General features: G+C 70.6%; 12 protein-coding genes. 7 read left to right on the top strand and 5 right to left on the bottom strand.

Going from position 1 to position 18,388, the window contains the following annotated elements:
- Positions 1 to 144: 144 nt before the first annotated feature.
- From WMF34_RS26075 to gltB, 3 genes are read right to left on the bottom strand one after another with little or no spacing between them, the layout of a single operon-like run.
- The gene (locus WMF34_RS26075; RefSeq protein WP_437989465.1) at positions 145 to 1,140 is read right to left on the bottom strand and encodes an MDR/zinc-dependent alcohol dehydrogenase-like family protein; all 996 of its coding nucleotides are present in this window, start codon (positions 1,138 to 1,140) and stop codon (positions 145 to 147) included.
- A 9-nt stretch (positions 1,141 to 1,149) separates the two neighbouring features.
- A complete protein-coding gene (locus WMF34_RS26070; RefSeq protein WP_012237692.1) occupies positions 1,150 to 2,589 on the bottom strand; it encodes a glutamate synthase subunit beta in 1,440 nt (479 codons plus the stop codon).
- Positions 2,582 to 7,189 (bottom strand): glutamate synthase large subunit, encoded by a 4,608-nt coding sequence (gene gltB / locus WMF34_RS26065; RefSeq protein WP_012237691.1) that lies wholly within the window; start codon positions 7,187 to 7,189, stop codon positions 2,582 to 2,584. The genes WMF34_RS26070 and gltB overlap by 8 nt, the downstream gene beginning before the upstream one ends.
- 229 nt (positions 7,190 to 7,418) lie before the next feature.
- On the opposite strand from gltB, the gene WMF34_RS26060 reads away from it, so the two are divergent.
- Together WMF34_RS26060 and WMF34_RS26055 are read left to right on the top strand one after the other, a co-directional pair.
- Positions 7,419 to 8,258 (top strand): metallophosphoesterase family protein, encoded by an 840-nt coding sequence (locus WMF34_RS26060; protein ID WP_044965782.1) that lies wholly within the window; start codon positions 7,419 to 7,421, stop codon positions 8,256 to 8,258.
- Complete coding sequence (locus WMF34_RS26055) at positions 8,259 to 8,999, top strand: 4'-phosphopantetheinyl transferase family protein (protein ID WP_012237689.1); 741 nt, start codon at positions 8,259 to 8,261, stop codon at positions 8,997 to 8,999.
- 128 nt (positions 9,000 to 9,127) lie between these two features.
- Here the strand turns inward: WMF34_RS26055 and WMF34_RS26050 are convergent, their stop codons facing one another.
- On the bottom strand, positions 9,128 to 10,747 hold the full coding sequence (locus tag WMF34_RS26050; protein ID WP_012237688.1) for a metallophosphoesterase: 1,620 nt from the start codon (positions 10,745 to 10,747) through the stop codon (positions 9,128 to 9,130).
- Positions 10,748 to 11,014: 267 nt separating this feature from the next.
- On the opposite strand from WMF34_RS26050, the gene WMF34_RS26045 reads away from it, so the two are divergent.
- The 5 genes from WMF34_RS26045 to WMF34_RS26025 all read left to right on the top strand — a co-directional run bounded on the left by WMF34_RS26045 (position 11,015) and on the right by WMF34_RS26025 (position 17,194).
- Positions 11,015 to 12,253: a YncE family protein gene (locus WMF34_RS26045; protein ID WP_437989464.1), complete on the top strand. Its 1,239-nt coding sequence runs from the start codon at positions 11,015 to 11,017 to the stop codon at positions 12,251 to 12,253.
- Positions 12,250 to 13,005: a c-type cytochrome gene (locus WMF34_RS26040; protein ID WP_012237686.1), complete on the top strand. Its 756-nt coding sequence runs from the start codon at positions 12,250 to 12,252 to the stop codon at positions 13,003 to 13,005. Before WMF34_RS26045 ends, WMF34_RS26040 begins: the two co-directional genes overlap by 4 nt.
- On the top strand, positions 13,002 to 13,628 hold the full coding sequence (locus WMF34_RS26035) for an endonuclease III domain-containing protein (RefSeq protein ID WP_012237685.1): 627 nt from the start codon (positions 13,002 to 13,004) through the stop codon (positions 13,626 to 13,628). The genes WMF34_RS26040 and WMF34_RS26035 overlap by 4 nt, the downstream gene beginning before the upstream one ends.
- A 226-nt stretch (positions 13,629 to 13,854) precedes the next feature.
- The gene (locus tag WMF34_RS26030; protein ID WP_012237684.1) at positions 13,855 to 14,916 is read left to right on the top strand and encodes a 3-oxoacyl-ACP synthase III family protein; all 1,062 of its coding nucleotides are present in this window, start codon (positions 13,855 to 13,857) and stop codon (positions 14,914 to 14,916) included.
- A 637-nt stretch (positions 14,917 to 15,553) separates the two neighbouring features.
- Positions 15,554 to 17,194 carry a protein kinase domain-containing protein gene (locus WMF34_RS26025; RefSeq protein ID WP_437989463.1) on the top strand — a complete coding sequence of 547 codons (1,641 nt, stop codon included), beginning with the start codon at positions 15,554 to 15,556 and terminating at the stop codon, positions 17,192 to 17,194.
- Between the two features lie 233 nt (positions 17,195 to 17,427).
- Here WMF34_RS26025 and WMF34_RS26020 read toward each other — a convergent pair whose 3' ends face one another.
- Positions 17,428 to 18,315: a BON domain-containing protein gene (locus WMF34_RS26020; protein WP_044965779.1), complete on the bottom strand. Its 888-nt coding sequence runs from the start codon at positions 18,313 to 18,315 to the stop codon at positions 17,428 to 17,430.
- Positions 18,316 to 18,388 lie beyond the last annotated feature (73 nt).

Raw genomic sequence — 18,388 nt, 5'->3', positions numbered from 1 at the left:
GGGCGCGGTCTGCGGCTCCCTAGGAGGATCTATTCCGGACAGCCGCGAGAAATTCTCACGCAATGCGCCTGGCGGACCTGCCGCGCTGGCCGCAGGCCACCCGGGCGAGCAGGCGACGGTCAGCGAGCGGCGAGCTCACCGAGCTCAGCGGGTGACGAGCACCTTGAGGGCGCCGGGCGCCGCGGCGGCCGCCAGCGCCTCTGCGGCGCGCTCCAGCGGGAGTCGCGCCGACACGAGGGAGCGGACGTCGACGGTCCGGGCCTCGAGGGCGCGCAGCGCTGGCCCGAACAGCCCGCAGCGCGACCCGACGACGGTGATCTCGTGGATGACGAGCTCCGCGAGGTGGACGCTGGAGAGCCCGGCCACCGTGCTCTTGAGCACGAGCGTGCCCCTGGGCCGGGTCGCGCGGACGGCCCTCACGAACCCCTCGGCGGTGCCGGTGGCCTCGACCACCAGCTCGGCCGGTTCTCCGGCCCAGGCGCCCAGAGGCGGCGAGGCACCGGCGTCGGCCTGGCCCGAGGGCTCCGGGCGAACGAGCTCGGTCGCGATGCCCTGCGCGCGCAGCAGGGCGAGCTTCTCCTCGTGTTTGCCGACCGCGAGGACGCGGGCGCCAGCCTGGTGGAGCACCTGCGCGATGAGCAGGCCGAGCTTCCCGTCGCCGAACACGAGCGCCGACGCGCCCGGCGTCACGCGCACCTGCTCCAGGATCGCGAACGCCGCCGCGAGCGGCTCCGCGAACACCGCCTCCTCGTCGTCGACCCCGTCGGCCACGGCGTGGAGGTTCGCCACGGGCACCGCGACGCGCTCCGCCAGCGCGCCGTCGGCGCCGACGATGCCCATGACCGTGCGCGTCGGGCAGTGCCTGCCCAGCCCGCGCGCGCAGCTCTCGCAGCGGCCGCAGGCGAAGTTGATCTCGCCCACCACGCGCCGGCCGAGCCAGGCGGCCGGGCCCTCCACGACGTCGCCGACGAACTCGTGCCCGAGCGTGCCGCGGAAGCCCATGTAACCTTGGATGATCTCGAGATCCGTGTTGCAGATCCCGGCGCACCGCACCTCGACCACGGCCATGCCGGCCGTGGTCGAGGGGGGGTCGCGGTCGATGACGCGCGCGGCCGTTCCGTCCCAGACCAGCGCTCGCACGATCGAGCTCTAGCCCGCCGCGAGCGCCAGCCGGCGCTTCGCCGGCTGCATCAGGTACGCGTCGACCGCGTCCGCGGCCTTGCGCCCCTCGGCGATGGCCCAGACGACGAGGCTCTGTCCGCGCGACATGTCGCCGGCGGCGAAGACGCCCTCCACGCTGGTGCGCCCGCCGTGGGCCTTCACGTTGCCGCGCTGGTCCATCTCGACGCCGAGCTGCTCGAGCAGCCCCTCGCGCTCGGAGCCGACGAAGCCCATCGCGAGCAGGACGAGCTCGCACGGGATCTCGAACTCGCTGCCCGGGACCGGCACAAACTTCCCACCTTCCAGCTTCACCCGCGTCGCCTGGAGCGCGCGGACGTGCCCGTGCTCGTCCCCGAGGAACGCGGTGGTCGACACCGACCAGTCGCGCTCGCCGCCCTCCTCGTGGGAGGACGAGGTGCGGAGGATGAGCGGCCACGCGGGCCACGGGTTCGTCAGCGAGCGCTGCTCGGGGGGGCGGGGGAGGAGCTCGAGCTGCGTCACGTGCGCCGCGCGGTGGCGGTGGCTCGTGCCGAGGCAGTCGGAGCCGGTGTCGCCGCCGCCGATGACGACCACCCGCTTGTCCGTGGCGAAGATCGCCTCGCTGTCGGGGATCACGTCGCCGGCGACCCGCTTGTTCTGCTGGGTCAGGAAATCCATCGCGAAGTGGACGCCCTTCAGCTCCCGGCCGGGCACCGGCAGGTCGCGCGGCCGGCGCGCCCCGCCGCACAGCACGACGGCGTCGTACTGCTCGCGCAGGGCGTCGCCGGTGATGTCGACGCCGCAGTGGACGCCCGTGCGGAACGTCACCCCCTCGGCCTGCATCTGCTCCATGCGCCGGTCGATGAGGTGCTTCTCCATCTTGAAGTCGGGGATGCCGTACCGGAGCAGGCCGCCGATGCGGTCGTCGCGCTCGAAGAGCGTCACGTCGTGGCCCTTGCGCGCGAGCTGCTGGGCAGCAGCGAGCCCGGCGGGCCCCGAGCCGATCACCGCGACCTTCTTGCCCGTGCGCTGCTTCGCGATGACCGGCGCCACCAGGTTCCGGTCGAACGCGCGATCCGCGATCGCGCGCTCGACGTTCTTGATGGTGACCGGCTTGCTCTCGATGTTCAGAACGCACCCCGCCTCGCAAGGCGCGGGGCACACGCGCCCCGTGAACTCGGGGAAGTTGTTCGTCGCGTCGAGCGACGCGATCGCCTCGGGGAGGCGATCGCGGAACATGTGATCGTTCCAGTCGGGGATCAGGTTCCCGAGCGGACACCCGTCGTGACAGAACGGGATGCCGCAGTCCATGCACCGCGCTGCCTGATCGCGCAGCTCGGCGTCGGGGACCGGGAGCTCGAACTCCTGCCAGTCGTTCAAACGCTCGGAGACGGGCCGCTTCTTGATGTCGACCCGCTGGATCTCGAGGAAGCCTCGTACCTTACCCATGGGCGGCCGACCTCTCTCCCGTGCTCAGGGGACCCGCGTTGGCGGGGATGTAACGTCCGGTGGAAACATAGGGGGTGGAAGGAGAAAGGAGAGACACGAGCCTGTCGGACCCGTCCGCTCCGTTCGTCGCGGGCGACGCCGCGGCCTCCAGGGCGCGGCGGTACTCGCTCGGGACGACCTTCACGAACTTCGACAGGACGGCCTGCCAGGACTCGAGCAGCTCGATCGCCTTCCGGCTGCCCGTGCGCCGCACGTGCTCCTCGAGCAGCGCCCGCACCGACTCGGCGTCGGCGGCGGTCATCGTCTCGAGCTGCACCATCTCCTTGTTGCAGCGCGCCTCGAAGAGCGCGTCCTCGTCGAAGACGTAGGCGAGCCCGCCGCTCATGCCGGCCCCGAAGTTGCGGCCGGTGGTGCCGAGGATGATCACGGTGCCGCCCGTCATGTACTCGCAGCCGTGGTCGCCCACGCCCTCGACGACGGTGGTGGCGCCGCTGTTCCTGACCGCGAAGCGCTCGCCCGCGCGGCCGTTGAAGAACGCGCGGCCGCCCGTCGCGCCGTACAGCACGACGTTGCCCACGATGACCTGATCGTCCGGCCGGAACGGTGCCTCGCGCGGCGGCCGCACAGCGACCACGCCGCCCGAGAGGCCCTTGCCGACGTAGTCGTTCGCGTCGCCTTCGAGCTCGAGGGTCATGCCCCGCGAGGCGAAGGCGCCGAAGCTCTGGCCGGCGCTGCCGGCGCACTTGACCACGATGCTGTCCTCGGGGAGCCCGGCGCTGCCGTGGCGGCGCGCGATCTCGCCGCTCAGCATCGCGCCGAGCGTCCGATCCGAGTTCTTGACGCGGGTCTCGATGACGACGGGCGCCCCGCCGTCGATCGTCGCGCGCGCCTTCTCGATGAGCTTGAGGTCGAGCACCCGGTCGAGCTTGTGGTCCTGCAGCTCCACGCAGTGGGTCGGGCTCGTGAGCGCCTCCTTCGGGCGGTACAGCACCTCGGAGCAGTCGATCTTCCTCGCCTTCGGGTGGAGCCCGGCGCTCCGCTGCACGATGCAGTCGGAGCGCCCGACCATCTCGGTCAGCGTGCGGAAGCCCAGGCGCGCCATGATCTGCCGGAGCTCCTCGGCCACGTAGAAGAAGAAGTTGATGACGTGCTCCGGCGCGCCCGTGAACTTCTTGCGAAGCTCGGGGTCCTGCGTGGCGATGCCGACCGGGCAGGTGTTGAGGTGGCACTTGCGCATCATGATGCAGCCGGTCGCGACCAGCGGCGCCGTGGAGAAGCCGAACTCCTCGGCGCCGAGCAGCGCGGCGAACGCGACGTCGCGGCCCGTCATCAGCTTGCCGTCGGTCTGCACGATGGCGCGGCCGCGGAGCCCGTTCATCACGAGCACCTGGTGCGCCTCGGCGAGGCCGAGCTCCCACGCGACGCCCGCGTGGTGGATCGACGTGAGCGGGGAGGCGCCGGTGCCGCCCGAGTCGCCGCTGATCAGCACCACGTCGGCGTGCGCCTTCACGACGCCCGCGGCGATGGTGCCGACGCCCGCCTCGGCGACGAGCTTCACGCTGATGCGCGCCTTCGAGTTGATGTTCTTCAGGTCGAAGATGAGCTGGGCGAGATCCTCGATCGAGTAGATGTCGTGGTGCGGCGGCGGCGAGATGAGCGTCACGCCGGGCGTCGAGTGGCGCACCTTTGCGATCACCGCGTCGACCTTGTGGCCCGGGAGCTGGCCGCCCTCGCCGGGCTTGGCCCCCTGCGCCATCTTGATCTGCAGCTCGTCGGCGTTCACGAGGTACTCGGCCGTGACGCCGAACCGCGCCGAGGCGACCTGCTTCACCGCGCTCCGCTTCGAGTCGCCGTTCGGCAGCCGGAGGAAGCGCACCGGGTCCTCGCCGCCCTCGCCGGTGTTCGACCGCGCGCCGATCCGGTTCATCGCGATCGCGAGCGTCTCGTGCGCCTCCTTCGAGATGCTCCCGAAGGACATGGCGCCCGTGGCGAAGCGCTTCACGATCGAGGCGGCGGGCTCGACCTCCTCGATCGGCACCGGCGGGCCCGCGGGCCTGAAGTCCCACAGCCCGCGGAGCGACATCGGGTGCTCCTGCTGCTCGTTGATGATGGAGGCGTACTCGGCGTAGCTCTTCGCGTCGTCGAGGCGGACCGCCCGCTGGAGCGACGCGATCGACTGCGGCGTCCAGAGGTGCCGCTCGCCGGACACGCGGAAGTGGTGGTGGCCGCCGACGTCGAGGTGCGCGCGCGCCCGCTCGCCGTAGGCTGCGTGGTGGCGCGCGAGCGCCTCCTCCGCGATCTCGCGCAGCCCGACGCCGCGGACGCGCGACGCCGTGCCGGTGAAGTACGCGTCGATGACGAGCTGATCGATGCCGATCGCCTCGAAGATCTGCGCGCCCTGGTAGCTGGAGAGCGCGCTGATCCCCATCTTCGACATGATCTTCAGGATGCCCTTCTTGAGCCCTTTCACGTACCGCGAGCCCGCCGCGGTCGGCGAGAGGTCGGCGCCGAGGGTCTTGTCGCGGCACATCGCCGCGATCGACTCGAACGCGAGGTACGGGTTCACCGCGCCGGCGCCGTAGCCGATGAGCAGCGCCATGTGGCCGACCTCGCGCGCCTCGCCGGTCTCGACGATGATGCCCGCGCGCGTGCGCGCCCCCTCGTTGATGAGGTGGTGGTGCACGGCGCCCACCGCGAGCAGGCTCGGGATGGGGGCGAGCGTCTCGTCGATGCCGCGGTCGCTGAGGATGAGGATGCTCGCGCCGTCGGCGATCGCGCGGCTCGCGTCCTTGCAGAGCTTGGCGAGCGCGGCGCGCAGGTTGTCCTCCGGGTCGCCGTCGACCGGGAAGTACATGGGCAGCGTGGCCGCGCGGAAGTCGGGGAAGACGTTCTTCCGCAGCTTCGACAGGTCGTCCTGCGTGAGGATCGGGTGCGGCAGCTCGAGCATCCGGCACTGGCGGGGCGTCTCCTCGAGGAGGTTGCCCTCGCCGCCGACGCAGCTCACGAGCGACATCACGATCTCCTCGCGGAGCGGGTCGATCGGCGGGTTCGTGACCTGCGCGAACAGCTGCTTGAAGTAGCGGAAGAGCAGCTGGGGCTTCTCGGAGAGAACGGCGAGCGGGATGTCGATGCCCATCGAGCCCACCGGCTCCTCGCCGAGGGTGGCCATCGGCCCGAGGATCATCCGCAGGTCCTCCTCGGTGTAGCCGAACGCCTGCTGCAGGCCCCGGAGGTCCGCGTGCGGGATGGTGTAGAGGCTCGGCACGTCCTCGAGGGCGCGCAGATCGATCTTGTTCTCGGCGACCCACGCCGCGTAGGGCTTCTGCGTCGCGACGCGGCGCTTGATCTCGTCGTCGCTGACGACGCGACCCTCGGTCGTGTCGACGAGGAACATCTTGCCCGGCTGGAGGCGCCCCTTCTGGATCACGCGCGCCGGCTCGATGTCGAGGACGCCGAACTCGCTCGCGAGCACGACGAGCCCGTCGCTCGTCACGACGTACTTCGCGGGGCGCAGACCGTTCCGGTCGAGCGTCGCGCCGATCAGCCGTCCGTCCGTGAAGCACAGCGCCGCGGGGCCGTCCCACGGCTCGATCAGACAGCCGTGGTACTCGTAGAACGCCTTCTTCTCGGCCGACATGTCCGGGTCGAGCGCCCAGGCCTCGGGCACGAGCATCATCATCACGTGGGGCAGCGAGCGGCCGCTCGCGAGCAGGAAGTCGACCACGTTGTCGAGCGCGGACGAGTCGGAGCCGCCCGGTCGGATGATCGGCTTGAAGTCCTCGATCGCGTTCGCGAAGACATCGCTCTTCAGCAGCGCCTCGCGCGCCGACATCCACGCGGTGTTGCCGCGCACGGTGTTGATCTCGCCGTTGTGCGCGATGACCCGGTACGGGTGCGCGCGCTCCCACGTGGGGAAGGTGTTCGTGGAGAAGCGCGAGTGCACCATCGCGAGCCGCGACACGGTGCGCTTGTCGGACAGATCGGGGTAGAACGCCGCGACCTGCTCCGCGAGCATCAGGCCCTTGTAGACGACCGTCCGCGACGAGCACGACGTGATGTAGAAGTCGTCGGCGTTGGCGGCGCGGCCGGCGCGCTTGCGGATCGCATACAGGACCTGCTCGAAGGACTGGCGAGGCGCGACCCTGCCGATGAACAGCTGGCGGATCGCGGGGCGCGAGTCGCGCGCGATCGGGCCGAGCGCCGCGTCGTCGATGGGGACGTCGCGCCAGCCGAGGACGCGCTGTCCGTGGTGCACGACCGCGGCCTCGAGGATCGCCTCGCACTGGCGGCGCCGCGACGGGAGCTGGGAGAAGAACGCCGTCGCGACGGCGTAGTCGCCGGGAGCAGGCAGCGCGATGCCAAGCGCGGCCAGGGACGTGGCGTACAGCTCGTGCGGGATCTGGAGGAGGACGCCCGCGCCATCGCCGGTGCAGGGGTCGCAGCCAGCGGCGCCGCGATGGGTTAGATTTTCGAGGATCTCGAGCGCTTGGCAAACGACCTCGTGCGTCGCTTCACGGCGGAGCGTGGCGACGAATCCGAGACCGCATGCGTCGTGTTCGAAAGCCGGATCGTAAAGACCTTGTCGTTGGGGCAGAGGCATGGTGCTGACTTCACACGCGCGTAGCACAGGTGGCACAAGGATTGGAGCCCTAGTTTAATGCGGCGCGCCAGGAGCCGCGGAACCGGGCGCAAAATGGGGAAGGGGTGTCGCCTTGCCCGGGTGCCGCTGCGCCCGGCGGCGGCGCTCGGCAGTGGACGCCCGTCGTCGGCCGTGGTGTGGGTGGGGGCGGCCGGCTCGCCGGGCCGGCCCCCGGCGGCGCGGTATTCGGATGAAGCTCTTCGCACTCAGCGATCTCCACGTCGGGTATGCGGAGAACCGGTGGGCCATCGAGCGCATGACGCCGCGGCCGAGCGACTGGCTCATCCTCGCCGGTGATCTCGGGGAGACGGAGCAGCACCTCATCTACGTCCTCGAGACCCTGGGTCCGCGGTTCAAGCGGCTCGTGTGGACGCCGGGCAACCACGAGCTCTATACGATGCCGAGTGAGCGCGGCGGTCCGCGCGGCCAGGCCCGGTACGAGCGGCTGGTCGAGCTGTGTCGGAGCCGCGGCGTGCTCACGCCGGAAGACCCCTACGTGCTCTGGGACGGCGAGGGCGGACCGCACGTGCTGGCGCCGATGTTCCTGCTCTACGACTACAGCTTCCGGCCGGACGGCGTGCCCGAGCGCGACGCGGTGGCGTGGGCGATGGAGAGCGGCGTCCTCTGCAGCGACGAGGAGCTGCTCGACCCGGCCCCCTACGCCAGCCGGCCCGAGTGGTGCCGGGCCCGCCTCGCCGCGACGGAGGCCCGCCTCGGCGCGATCGAGGGGCGCCCCACGGTGCTCATCAACCACTTCCCGCTGCGCGAAGAGCTCGTGCGGCTGCAACACATCCCGCGTTTCTCGATCTGGTGCGGGACGCGGCGCACGCACGACTGGCACACGCGGTTCCGCGCGCGGGTGGTCGTGTCAGGGCACCTCCACATCCCCCGCACCGACTGGATCGACGGTGTTCGTTTCGAGGAGGTGTCGTTCGGATATCCGCGCCAGCGGCCCGTCGAGCGCAGCGCCGACAGCTGCCTTCGGGAGATCCTGCCGGGCCCTGCAGGCGCGGCGCCGCCGAGGATGTAGATGCTCACGATCGGCCCCGGCGCCGCGCACCTCTGGTACGTCTTCTGCGACTCGGCTCGCGACGAGGCGTTGCTCGAGGCGTACCACCGGCTGATGGCGCCTGACGAGGCGGCGCAGCAGGCGCGCTTCCTGTTCGCCGAGAACCGGCACGAGTACCTGCTCACCCGCGCCCTCGTGCGCACGGTCCTCTCGAAGTACGCGAACGTCGCGCCCGAGGCGTGGTCGTTCGTCCGGAACGAATTTGGCCGCCCGCAGATCGCAGGACCTCCGGGCGTGCCGCCGATCCGGTTCAACCTGTCGAACACGCGGGGGCTGATCGCCTGCCTGGTCGCGCTGGATCGCGACGTGGGCGTCGACGTCGAGGACACCGAGCGCGCGAGCAGCGCGGTGGACATCGCCGATCGCTTCTTCTCGCCGGGCGAGGTGAGGGCGCTGCGCGCGCTGCCGCCGGAGAGGCAGCGCGCGCGCTTCTTCGAGTACTGGACGCTCAAGGAGTCGTACATCAAGGCGCGCGGGATGGGGCTCGCGATCCCGCTCGATCAGTTCTCGTTCCACCTGGACGATGGACCGGCGATCGGCATCTCGTTCGATCCTCGGCTCGGCGACGATCGCTCGGCCTGGCAGTTCGCGCTCTACCAGCCCTCGGCGCGGCACACGATGGCCGCCGCGATCCGCAGCGGGGGCGGACCCCCGCTGTCGATCGAGCTGCGGGAGACGGTGCCGCTGCGCGACGGCGGGTGAGCGGCGGCTGGGGCCGCCCGCGCGAGGCCGCCGCGCGGCGGCGCCGACGCGCATCCCTCATCCCTCCGTGGCAGGCCTCCGGCTGGCTGGGTCAGCGTGCCCGCGGCCGCGGCGAGCGGCGCGCGAGATCAGTCAGGCCGCGCGATCGAGAGCTCGACGTTGCGCCACGAGGGCTCTCCGCGGCCGTCGTCGCCGAAGCCGGAGGTGACGTCCACGACGGCCCGGCGGCGCCCTTCGGCGGCGATCGGGTCGTCGTCGACGGCGTAGTCGAGGGCGGCGCCCCGGATGGCGACGAAGCCGTTGTCCTCGTCCCAGATCTCGATGACGCGGACCTGATGGGGGTAGTCGGCGAGCGCGGAGGTCTCGAGCTCCCAGTACGCGTGCCCGCCGGCTGGAGAGACCCGGGTCACCCGGTGCACGTGGGTGTGTCCGGCGAGGTGGAGCAGGACGTTGTCGTAGCCGCCGACGAGCGACTGCCACGCATCGACGTCGATCGCGCCGGGCACGGCGGGGGTGCCCGTCGCGGCGAAGGAGCCGTCCCCGAGCGAGCGCGACGCGTGGTGGGACGTGAGGATGACCCACCTGCGCTCGCGCTTCGCGCGATCGAGCGCGGGACGGATGAACCGATCGACGTCGTCCTGGAGGATCACGCCGTTCGGCCCGCCCGTCTCGGCGGCCGTATCGAGCACGATGACGCGAAGGGGGGTGTCCTTCATGTCGAACTCGTAGAACGCTTTGCCGTACGCGCGCTCGTCGGGCCCGATCCCGTGCCCGTCGCCGGTCGCCGCGACCCGATCGAGCACCTCGGGGCGGCTCAGGAGCGCTCTCCTCGGGTCGGGGACGACCTCGCCCGTGATCACCGGAGCGCCGGGGAGAGACCAGTCGCGCGTCCCGCCGTCGGACCAGCTCCCCGTCGCGAGCTCGGCGCGCGTGTGCACCGGGAAGTTCCCCTGGTGCAGGACATCGTGGTTGCCGGTCACCCATCGCCAGGGCACGAGCAGCCCCTCGGCGAAGAACGGATCCTTGGGATCGTTGTCGGGGCCTGGCACGGGGTCGTCGTCAGCGCCCGAGTCGCACTCGACGCGCTCGGCGCCGTCGAGGATGGCCGAGAACCACGCGATCTCGTTCGTCTGCGCGCTGTCGGCGTTGTCGCCGCCGAGCAGGACGAAGTCGATCGGCGTGCTCCGATGGAGCGCGTTGATCGTGCGGACGGCGGCGTTGAGGATCCGGCACTCGTGCCCTTCCTGCGGGCGGAACGCCGACGCGAACACGCCGGGCGAGTCGAAGATCGCCAGCCGAGCGGGCGACTCGTCGTCCGCGAGCTGGGTGTCGGCGAGGTGGACGAACCTCGTCAGGAGCGTCGGCCGCTCGCCGCGCGGCGGTGGAGGGGTGTCGTCGAGCGTCGCCGGGGCGAGCGGCTGCCCCGGCCCGCCCTCGAGCTCGCCGTAGCCCTCCGCGAGCATCTGCTCGATCTCCGCCGGGACAGCGGGGTTCCTGTCCGGTGGATCGGCCACCGCGGCGCGCGGCGCCCAGGTGCGAGCGGTCGTCAGCGGCGGCGCGCCGCGGAGCGCTGGCAGCGGGACCGGCGCAGGGAGCGGCGCCGGAGCGATGGACTCCTCCCCGGCACACGCCGCGAGCGCAAGGGACGCAAGGAAGAAGCGCGCCGCGGGGCGACCTGGGCGCGCTCGCACGATCCGCCGCCGACCGGGCTCCAACGTTGCGATGCCCACCGCTCGTGTCTGGCTCATCGCTTCCTTACATGACAACACCACAGCGCCCGATCAAGAAATGTTCACTCGGGCTGAAGCGTTGCCGTCGAGGGCCGGCGCCGACCGAGGAAGAGAGAGCGCAGAACGCGCGTAGTACGTCCCACGTCGCGCGTCGCGGCGCCGCGGAGCGTCACGTCCAGGCGCACGAGCGAGCCGAGCCATGGTAGGGCGGAGCCGCGGCCGGCGCGCCGGCGGCTGCTAGGATGCGGCGCGTCCGAGCCAGAGGCGCTCGTCTCGAGGTCATCTATGGTCATTTCGCGATTCCTGGGTTGCGCGCTCGCGGCGGCGATGCTGGTGAGCTGCAGCGATCCCGAGCCCATCATCGAATACCGCTACAGCGCCTACGAGGGCGACGCGTATCCGGACCGACTTCCCGAGATCACGATTCCGGAGGGCGGGATGGGGTTGGTGAGCGATAGCCTCTCCGATACGATCTCTCTTGTCTCGCTCGCGACCGGGGAGCGGTTCGGCGTCCACCCCGTGGGCCGCGATCCCGTGACGATCGACGGGCCTCACCATGTGGCCGTGGACGCGGAAGCCGGCGCCGTTTACGTCGCGCTGTCGTACCCTGACATCGCCGGCGCGATCGGCCCCCACGCGGTGCACGGCGGGAGCGTGGTGGCGGGCTACGTCCAGAAGCTCGCGCTCGACGATCTGCGCATCCTCGGGCAGGTGCGCGTCGAGGCCAACCCGGGCGACATCGTGATCTCGGAGGACGGCAGGCGCGTTGTCGTCTCTCATTTCGATCTGAAACGCGTGCTCGACAACCCGGGCAACGTCGAGGCGGCGCGCTCGTCCCTCGCGGTGATCGATCCCGAGGAGGTCCTGCTCTCGGGGTCGCCCGAGCCGGAGTTCATCCCGGTCTGCATGGCCGCCCACGGAATCGCCCTCTCGCGCCCGGACGGCGCCCGCGCCTACGTCGCTTGTTACGGCGAGGACGTGCTCGCGATCGTCGACCTGACGGACCCTTCCGCCGAGGTGAAGCGCGTGCCCGTGGGGTCCACCTCCAGCCCGTCGCCCCATTCCAACAACTACGGGCCCTACGCGGCCGTCATGTCGCCCGATGGGAAGACCATCGCCGTGAGCAGCACGGAGAGCAGGGACGTGCGCTTCTTCGACGTCGCGTCGGAGACGTTCGATGATTCCCGGAAGATCCTCACGATCGGCGCGCCCTACTTCCCCGCGTGGACCCCCGACGGGAGCGCCATCTATGTGCCGACCCAGGTGCCCGACACCATCGTGCGGATCGGCGTGACCCCGGACGACGACGGCGTCGTCACCCGGAACATCGCCGACGAGTGCATGCGGCCGCACCTCGCGCAGCTCGACGAGGAGCACGGGCTCTTCCTCGTCTGCGAGGGCGACAGGATCACGACGCCCGGCAGGGTGCTCCGGCTCGATCCAGAGACGCTGGAGACGCTCAGCGACACGGAGGTGGGCCTCTATCCCGACGGGCTCGTGCGCGTCGCGCCGGAGGCGCCGTGAGGGCGCCCCGCAGCCTTGCGGCCGCGCTCGCGTGCGCGGCGCTCCTCTGCGGCTGTCCGGGCGATCCCGAGACGAAGGTCGTCGACGCGACGGCCGTCGACCACGGCGCGGCGCTCTTCCGGGACCCGTCGATCGCGGAGACGCGCTTCAATCGCTATTCCTGCTCGACGTGCCATGAAGCTGTCGCCGGCGACGCGGGCGACGCCATGCTCCCGGGCGCCCCGCTGGCCGGCGCCGTCGAGCGCCCGCATTACTGGGGCGGGCAAGAGGTCGAGCTCCTCGGCGCGATCAACCATTGCCTCTATTACTTCATGACGAAGGACCTGCCCTGGACCGCCGACGACGACGCCGCGCAGGCCATCTATGCCTACCTGGAGTCGTTGCCCAGCGATGGAGGCGCGGCCGAGGCCGTCCCCTTCACGCCGGTCTACGAGCTGAGCCAGATCCCGGCTGGCGACGCGGCCGCGGGCGGGCGCATCCACGAGCGCGCCTGCGCCTCGTGCCACGGGCGCGTCCATTCGGGGGAAGGCCGGCTCGTGCCGCGGGCGCCGGCGCTGCCCGACCAGACGCTCGAGGAGCACCCGCTCGGCGAGTACACGGAGGCCGACCGGCGGCTGGTCTTCATCGAGAAGGTCCGGCACGGCGGGTTCGTCGGCTACGGCGGGCAGATGCCGCCTTTCTCCCGCGAGGTCCTCTCCGATGAAGAGCTCGGCGATCTGCTCTCGTTCTACGGGCTGCCCTGGCCGCCGTGAAGCGCGCCGAGAAAGCCGCGAGGATCGCCGAGATCCTCGACCGATTGTACCCGGCCCCGCCCATTCCGCTGGCCCACGACGATCCGTATTCGCTGCTCGTCGCGGTGATGCTCAGCGCCCAGACGACGGACAAGATGGTCAACGCGGTGATGCCGGCGCTCCTCGCGCGCGCCCGGACGCCCGCGGCCATGGCGGCGGTGCCCACCGAGGAGATCGCCCAGCTCATCCGGAGGATCGGGTTCGCGCCCACCAAGGCGCGGCACCTGAAGGCGCTGAGCGAGCGGATCGCGACCGAGCACGGCGGCGTCGTCCCCGCCTCGTTCGAGGCCCTGGAGGCCCTGCCGGGGGTCGGTCACAAGACGGCCTCGGTGGTCATGGCACAGGCCTTCGGCCACCCCGCCTTCCCGGTCGATACCCACATTCACCGGCTCGCGTTCCGCTGGGGGCTGTCGTCCGGAAGGGACGTCGTCGAGACGGAGCGCGACCTGAAGCGCACGTTCCCACCCGAGCAGTGGAACAAGCTCCACCTGCAGCTCATCTACTTCGGCCGCGAGCACTGCCCGGCGCTGCGCCACGACATGACCGGCTGCCCCATCTGCAGCTGGGCCGCCCGCCGACGATGATCGCGGCGCCCGGCGGCCGCCGACGACGGGGACGGGTGCAACGCCGCCAACGCGGCTGGCAGGCTATCGAGGCGGAGCGTTTCCGTCAAGCAGGGTGCAACGTCCCGGCGACCTCATGAGCGCGAGCATCGCCCGCCGCGCCGCGGCGCGAGGCGGCCAGGCGCGGTCGTGTGCGGGTGTGCGGTTCCCGGTCGCGGCGCGCCTGCGGTTCAGGTAAGGCACTTCTGTGACAAAGATTGGATTTGAGATCATCGGGACGGGCCACTACGTGCCCGGAGAACCTGTCACCAACGACGACCTCGCGCGGGTGATCACGACCTCCGACGAGTGGATCTACCAGCGCTCCGGTATCCGCCAGCGCCATTACGCGCCGGACGGCGTGGGGGTGAGCGATCTCGCGTGTGAAGCGGCGAAGCGCGCGATCGCGTCGGCGCGCATCGCGCCGTCGGAGATCGATTACATCCTCTTTGCCACGATGACGCCGGACTATATTTTTCCCGGCTCCGGGGCGCTGCTCGGCGCGAAGCTGGGCATTCCAGGCGTCCCCGCGCTCGACATCCGGCAGCAGTGTGCCGCGATGCTGTTCGGCCTCCAGACGATCGACGGGCTGATCCAGACCGGGGCCGCCAAGACCATCCTGTTCGTGGGCGCAGAGGCGCACGCCGGCTTCATGCCCTGGGAGGACTGGGGAGCGCTCGACCCGAAGAATGGCCGCTCCGCGACGCCGGAGGCGCGGGCGCACGCCGACCGCCACCGGAACCTGGCCGTCCTGTTCGGGGACGGGTCGGGCGCGCTCGTCCTCCGCGCGACCGATCGCGACGCGGGCCTGCGCGGCAACAAGATCTGCTCCGACGGACGCTTCGCCGAGCTCCTCTTCGTGCCGGGCGGCGGCTTCCGCTCGCGCCCGTACTGGAAGCCGACGTCGTTCGACGAGGACCTGCATATCCCCCGCATGGATGGCCGCGAGCTCTTCAAGTTCGCGGTGACCAAGCTCCCGGCGACCGCGCGGGAGCTCTGCGCCTCTCAGGGCCTCGCGATCGAGCAGATCGACGTGTTCCTGGCGCACCAGGCGAACGGCCGGATCAACGAGCACATTCGCAAGGACCTCGGCGTGCCCGTCGAGAAGCTCCCGAGCAACATCGATCGATTCGGCAACACGAGCGGCGCCACCGTGCCCATCCTCATCGACGAGGAGATGCGCGCCGGAAGGGTGAAGAAAGGGCAGCTCGCCATGGTCCTCGCGCTCGGCACCGGCGTCCACTGGGGCTGCGCGCTCTGGAAGCTCTGAGCGCCTGAGCGGCGGCGCCTCGCTCGCAGGCGTCACCGTCGTCCTCGTCCTCGTCCTCGTCATCCTCATCGAGCCGCGCCGGTTGCGCGTGGCGTATTGCGTCCGGCGCGGAACGTCGCGGAAATTTCGTGCGATCGTGTCGCGACGGATTGCACGTGGCGTACCCCTTGTTACGTTTCCATGAACGCCCGCAGCAGACCCCCGTGTTTGCAGTGCGATCGACCTGGCGACCTGGCGCGGGCGCTACCGGGAAGGGAGTCACCTCAGGGCTCGGCTGCACGGCCCCTCCCCGGCCAGCGGCGAATTGCGCACGAAGCACCTAACGCACAGCAGGTAACGCGCAGCGCGGGACCTACGGGCGGGGGTGCGGGGTTCGTGAATGCGCGTGAATGCGCGTGAATGCGCGTGAATGCGCGTGAATGCGCGTGAATGCGCGTGAATGCACGTGAATGCGTGAGCCCATGTGTTCGGATGTCGTCTCTTGCCGCTCTTGCTCATACGGTTGTGGGCCATTCACTTCATTGGAGCATGTTTTCCTTAATGGCGAGGACGCAAACTCTTCGCATTGACTCGGACGCACAATTATCGGATTTTGCACACTGAGGTGAGTGTGATCGGAGAACACGGAGCGTCGATCTTGAGAGACACCCCGACCCAGCGTGGGCTCGGCCGGTATCGTCCCATCGCGAAGCTCGGCCGCGGCGGGATGGCAGACGTCTTCCTCGCGATGGCTCACGGGCCCGCCTCGGTGAACAAGCTGGTCGTCGTCAAGCGTCTCCGCAGCTCCGGGGACGAGGAGGATCGCCAGGTCCTCATGTTCATGGACGAGGCCAAGCTCTCGGCTCGCATGAACCACCCGAATGTCGTCCAGACCTACGAGGTCGGCAGCGATCGGGACGGCTACTTCATTGTGATGGAGTACCTCGAGGGCCAGCCGCTGAAGCGCGTCATGAAGGCGGCTGTCGAGCGGGAGTCCGGCACGGGCGGGCTCGTCCGCGGCACGTGGATCCGGATCGTGGCCGAGGTGCTGCGCGGGCTCCATTACGCGCATGATCTCTGCGATTTCGACGGTCGGCCTCTCGGCATCGTGCATCGCGACGTCTCGCCGCACAACATCTTCATCACGTACGACGGCGCGGTGAAGCTCGTGGATTTCGGCGTGGCCAAGGCCGCCGTCAACGCCTCCAGCACCGAGAGCGGGACCTTCAAGGGCAAGCTGACGTATATGGCGCCCGAGCAGGTCACGGCGGGCAAGACGGTGGACCGCCGGGCGGACATCTTCGCGGTCGGCGTCGTGCTCTGGGAGCTCCTCGCCGGGCGGCGGCTGTTCGAGGGTGATCAGATCACCGTGATGCACCAGCTCCTGCTGGGGAAGATACCGCGGCTCTCCACCGTCGTTCCGGGGATCCCCATCGCGCTCGATCAGATCGCCGCGAGGGCCCTCGATCGCGAGCCGTCGAAGCGCTTCGCGACGGCGCAGGAGATGTGCGATGTGCTCGAGAACTACCTTCAGTGGTCGGGCGAGGACGTCCGCAGCGAGTTCCTCGGCGCCTGCATGCGGGGGATCTTCGCCGAGAGCCGGGCCTCCATACGCCAGCAGATCAAGGCGCAGATCGAGCGGGTGGCCAGCACGTCGCTGCTGAGCGACGCCTCCAGCCAGGTGACGATGAGCGGCATCGGCGTCGCGATGGCTCCCTCGAGCTCCGGCTCGAGCAGCAGGCTGCCCTATGTCGGGGAGTCCAGCCGGTCGGGCGTCGAGCGCGTGTCGGGCCTCGAGCGGGCGTCGGGCCTCGAGCGGGCGTCGGGCGCCGAGCGGCCCAGGACCCCCGTGAGCGACTCGGTGAGCCTGCGAGCGACCACGTCGGGGCCCGTGTCGGCCTCGAAGCGCGGCTACCTGATCGGCGCGTCCGCCCTGGCCGCGCTGGTCGCGCTGGTCGGCGGCGCGGTTCACGTCGCGAACCAGCGCGCGCCCGCCCTCGATGCTCCTGCGACCTCGGTCGCCGCGCGCGGCGCCGAGGCCGGGGAGACCGTCGAGAAGAAGCCCGAGGAGGGCCCCAGGGCGAGCGTGACGATCTCGAGCGAACCGCCCGACGCGACCGTGAGCTGGAAGGGAAAGACGCTCGGCAAGACGCCGCTCAAGACCGAGCTGCCCGTGGGCACGCAGGTCGTTGTCGTGTCGAGGTCCGACTGCTTCGATGAGACGCTCATGCTGGCGCTCTCCCCCGCGGAGGCCGTGGAGCGCTCCGTCAAGCTCCGCCCCAAGGACTTCACCCACTAGAGCGGCGGTCACCCGCTTCGGATACGGGCCCACCTCGGCGTTTTCGGTGCTCAGCGCACGGGAGTGCGCTTGCGCGCCGAAAACGCCGATCTGGGCCCGTCTCCTGTGCGGGTGACCGCCGCTCGGCTGCGGCTCTGGATGGGGGAGAGGGGGGCGGAGACCGGGTGATCGGGGCGGTGCATCCGCCCGCCGGCGAACCCCGAGACCACGGCTAGGACGACGACCTTAGGGCGTCATGAGCCGTGACGGATGTAGGAGATCACCTTGGTGACGCCATCGGCGTCCAGGGCCTCCTTCACCGCCTCGGTCGCCTCCTTCACGCTGGCGACGGTGCCTTGCAGCGTGACCACGCCGTCGCGCACCGTGACGTGCAGCTTCTTCACCGCGTCGTGATCGCTGTCCGCGAGCTTGCCGCCGACCGCGTTGCGGAGCGTCTCGTCAGACGGGCGCGCGCCGGTCCGCTTCGCCTCCTTCGTGGCGATGACCGAGCCGTCGCGGCCGAAGGTGACCTGATAGTCGTTGTCCTTCGCTGCCTTCGTCCACTCGTCGCGCTCCATCGCGGCGGCATGTCCGTCCTGCTTCTTGGCTCCCTCGGCCTGGCCCTGTTGCTGGGGCTGCGGCGCGGCCTTGTCCTTGGGCGCGGCAGGCGGCGCCGACTGCGGGCGCGCACCCTGGTTGTCCTTGAGCGCGCCGGTCTGCTCGCCGACCCTGTTCATCTGGTCGCCGACATCGCGGCCCGCCTGGCGCCCGCGCTCGGCGAGCTGCTCGGCCTTCTCGCGCGTCTCCTGGCCTAGCTGCTGGCCCTCCCGGGCGAGCTGCTCGGCCTTGTCACCCGCGCGCCCGGCCTGCTCTCGCGCCTCCTGGCCGAGCTCCTTGCCCTCCTGGGCGAGCTGCTCCGCCTTTTCGCCCACGCGCCCGGCCTGCTCGCGCAGGTCTTTGCCAGGCGCCTGGTTCGGGCCAGGAGGCGGTTCGCCTCTCCTGATCGTCTGGTCGCCGGGCTCGCGGACCGCTCCTTCAGCTCGCTCGCTCTCGCTCCTGCAGGCCGTGCCGGCGAGCGCGAGCGCGAGGACGGTTGGGCCGGAGAACCAGCGTATTCTGCTCATCGTGCAGCGATAGCTCATGGTGCATCTCCGGGCGCACACCGAGGCAGACGTCGTGCCAGGAACTCGGTCGTTCCCGGCCGCCCGGGAACAA

The organism is Sorangium sp. So ce145, from assembly GCF_051525985.1.
Classification (GTDB): Bacteria; Myxococcota_A; Polyangia; order Polyangiales; family Polyangiaceae; genus Sorangium; species Sorangium cellulosum_B.
Note: the sequence above shows the minus strand (reverse complement) of the source record. Positions and strands in the feature narration are given on the sequence as shown.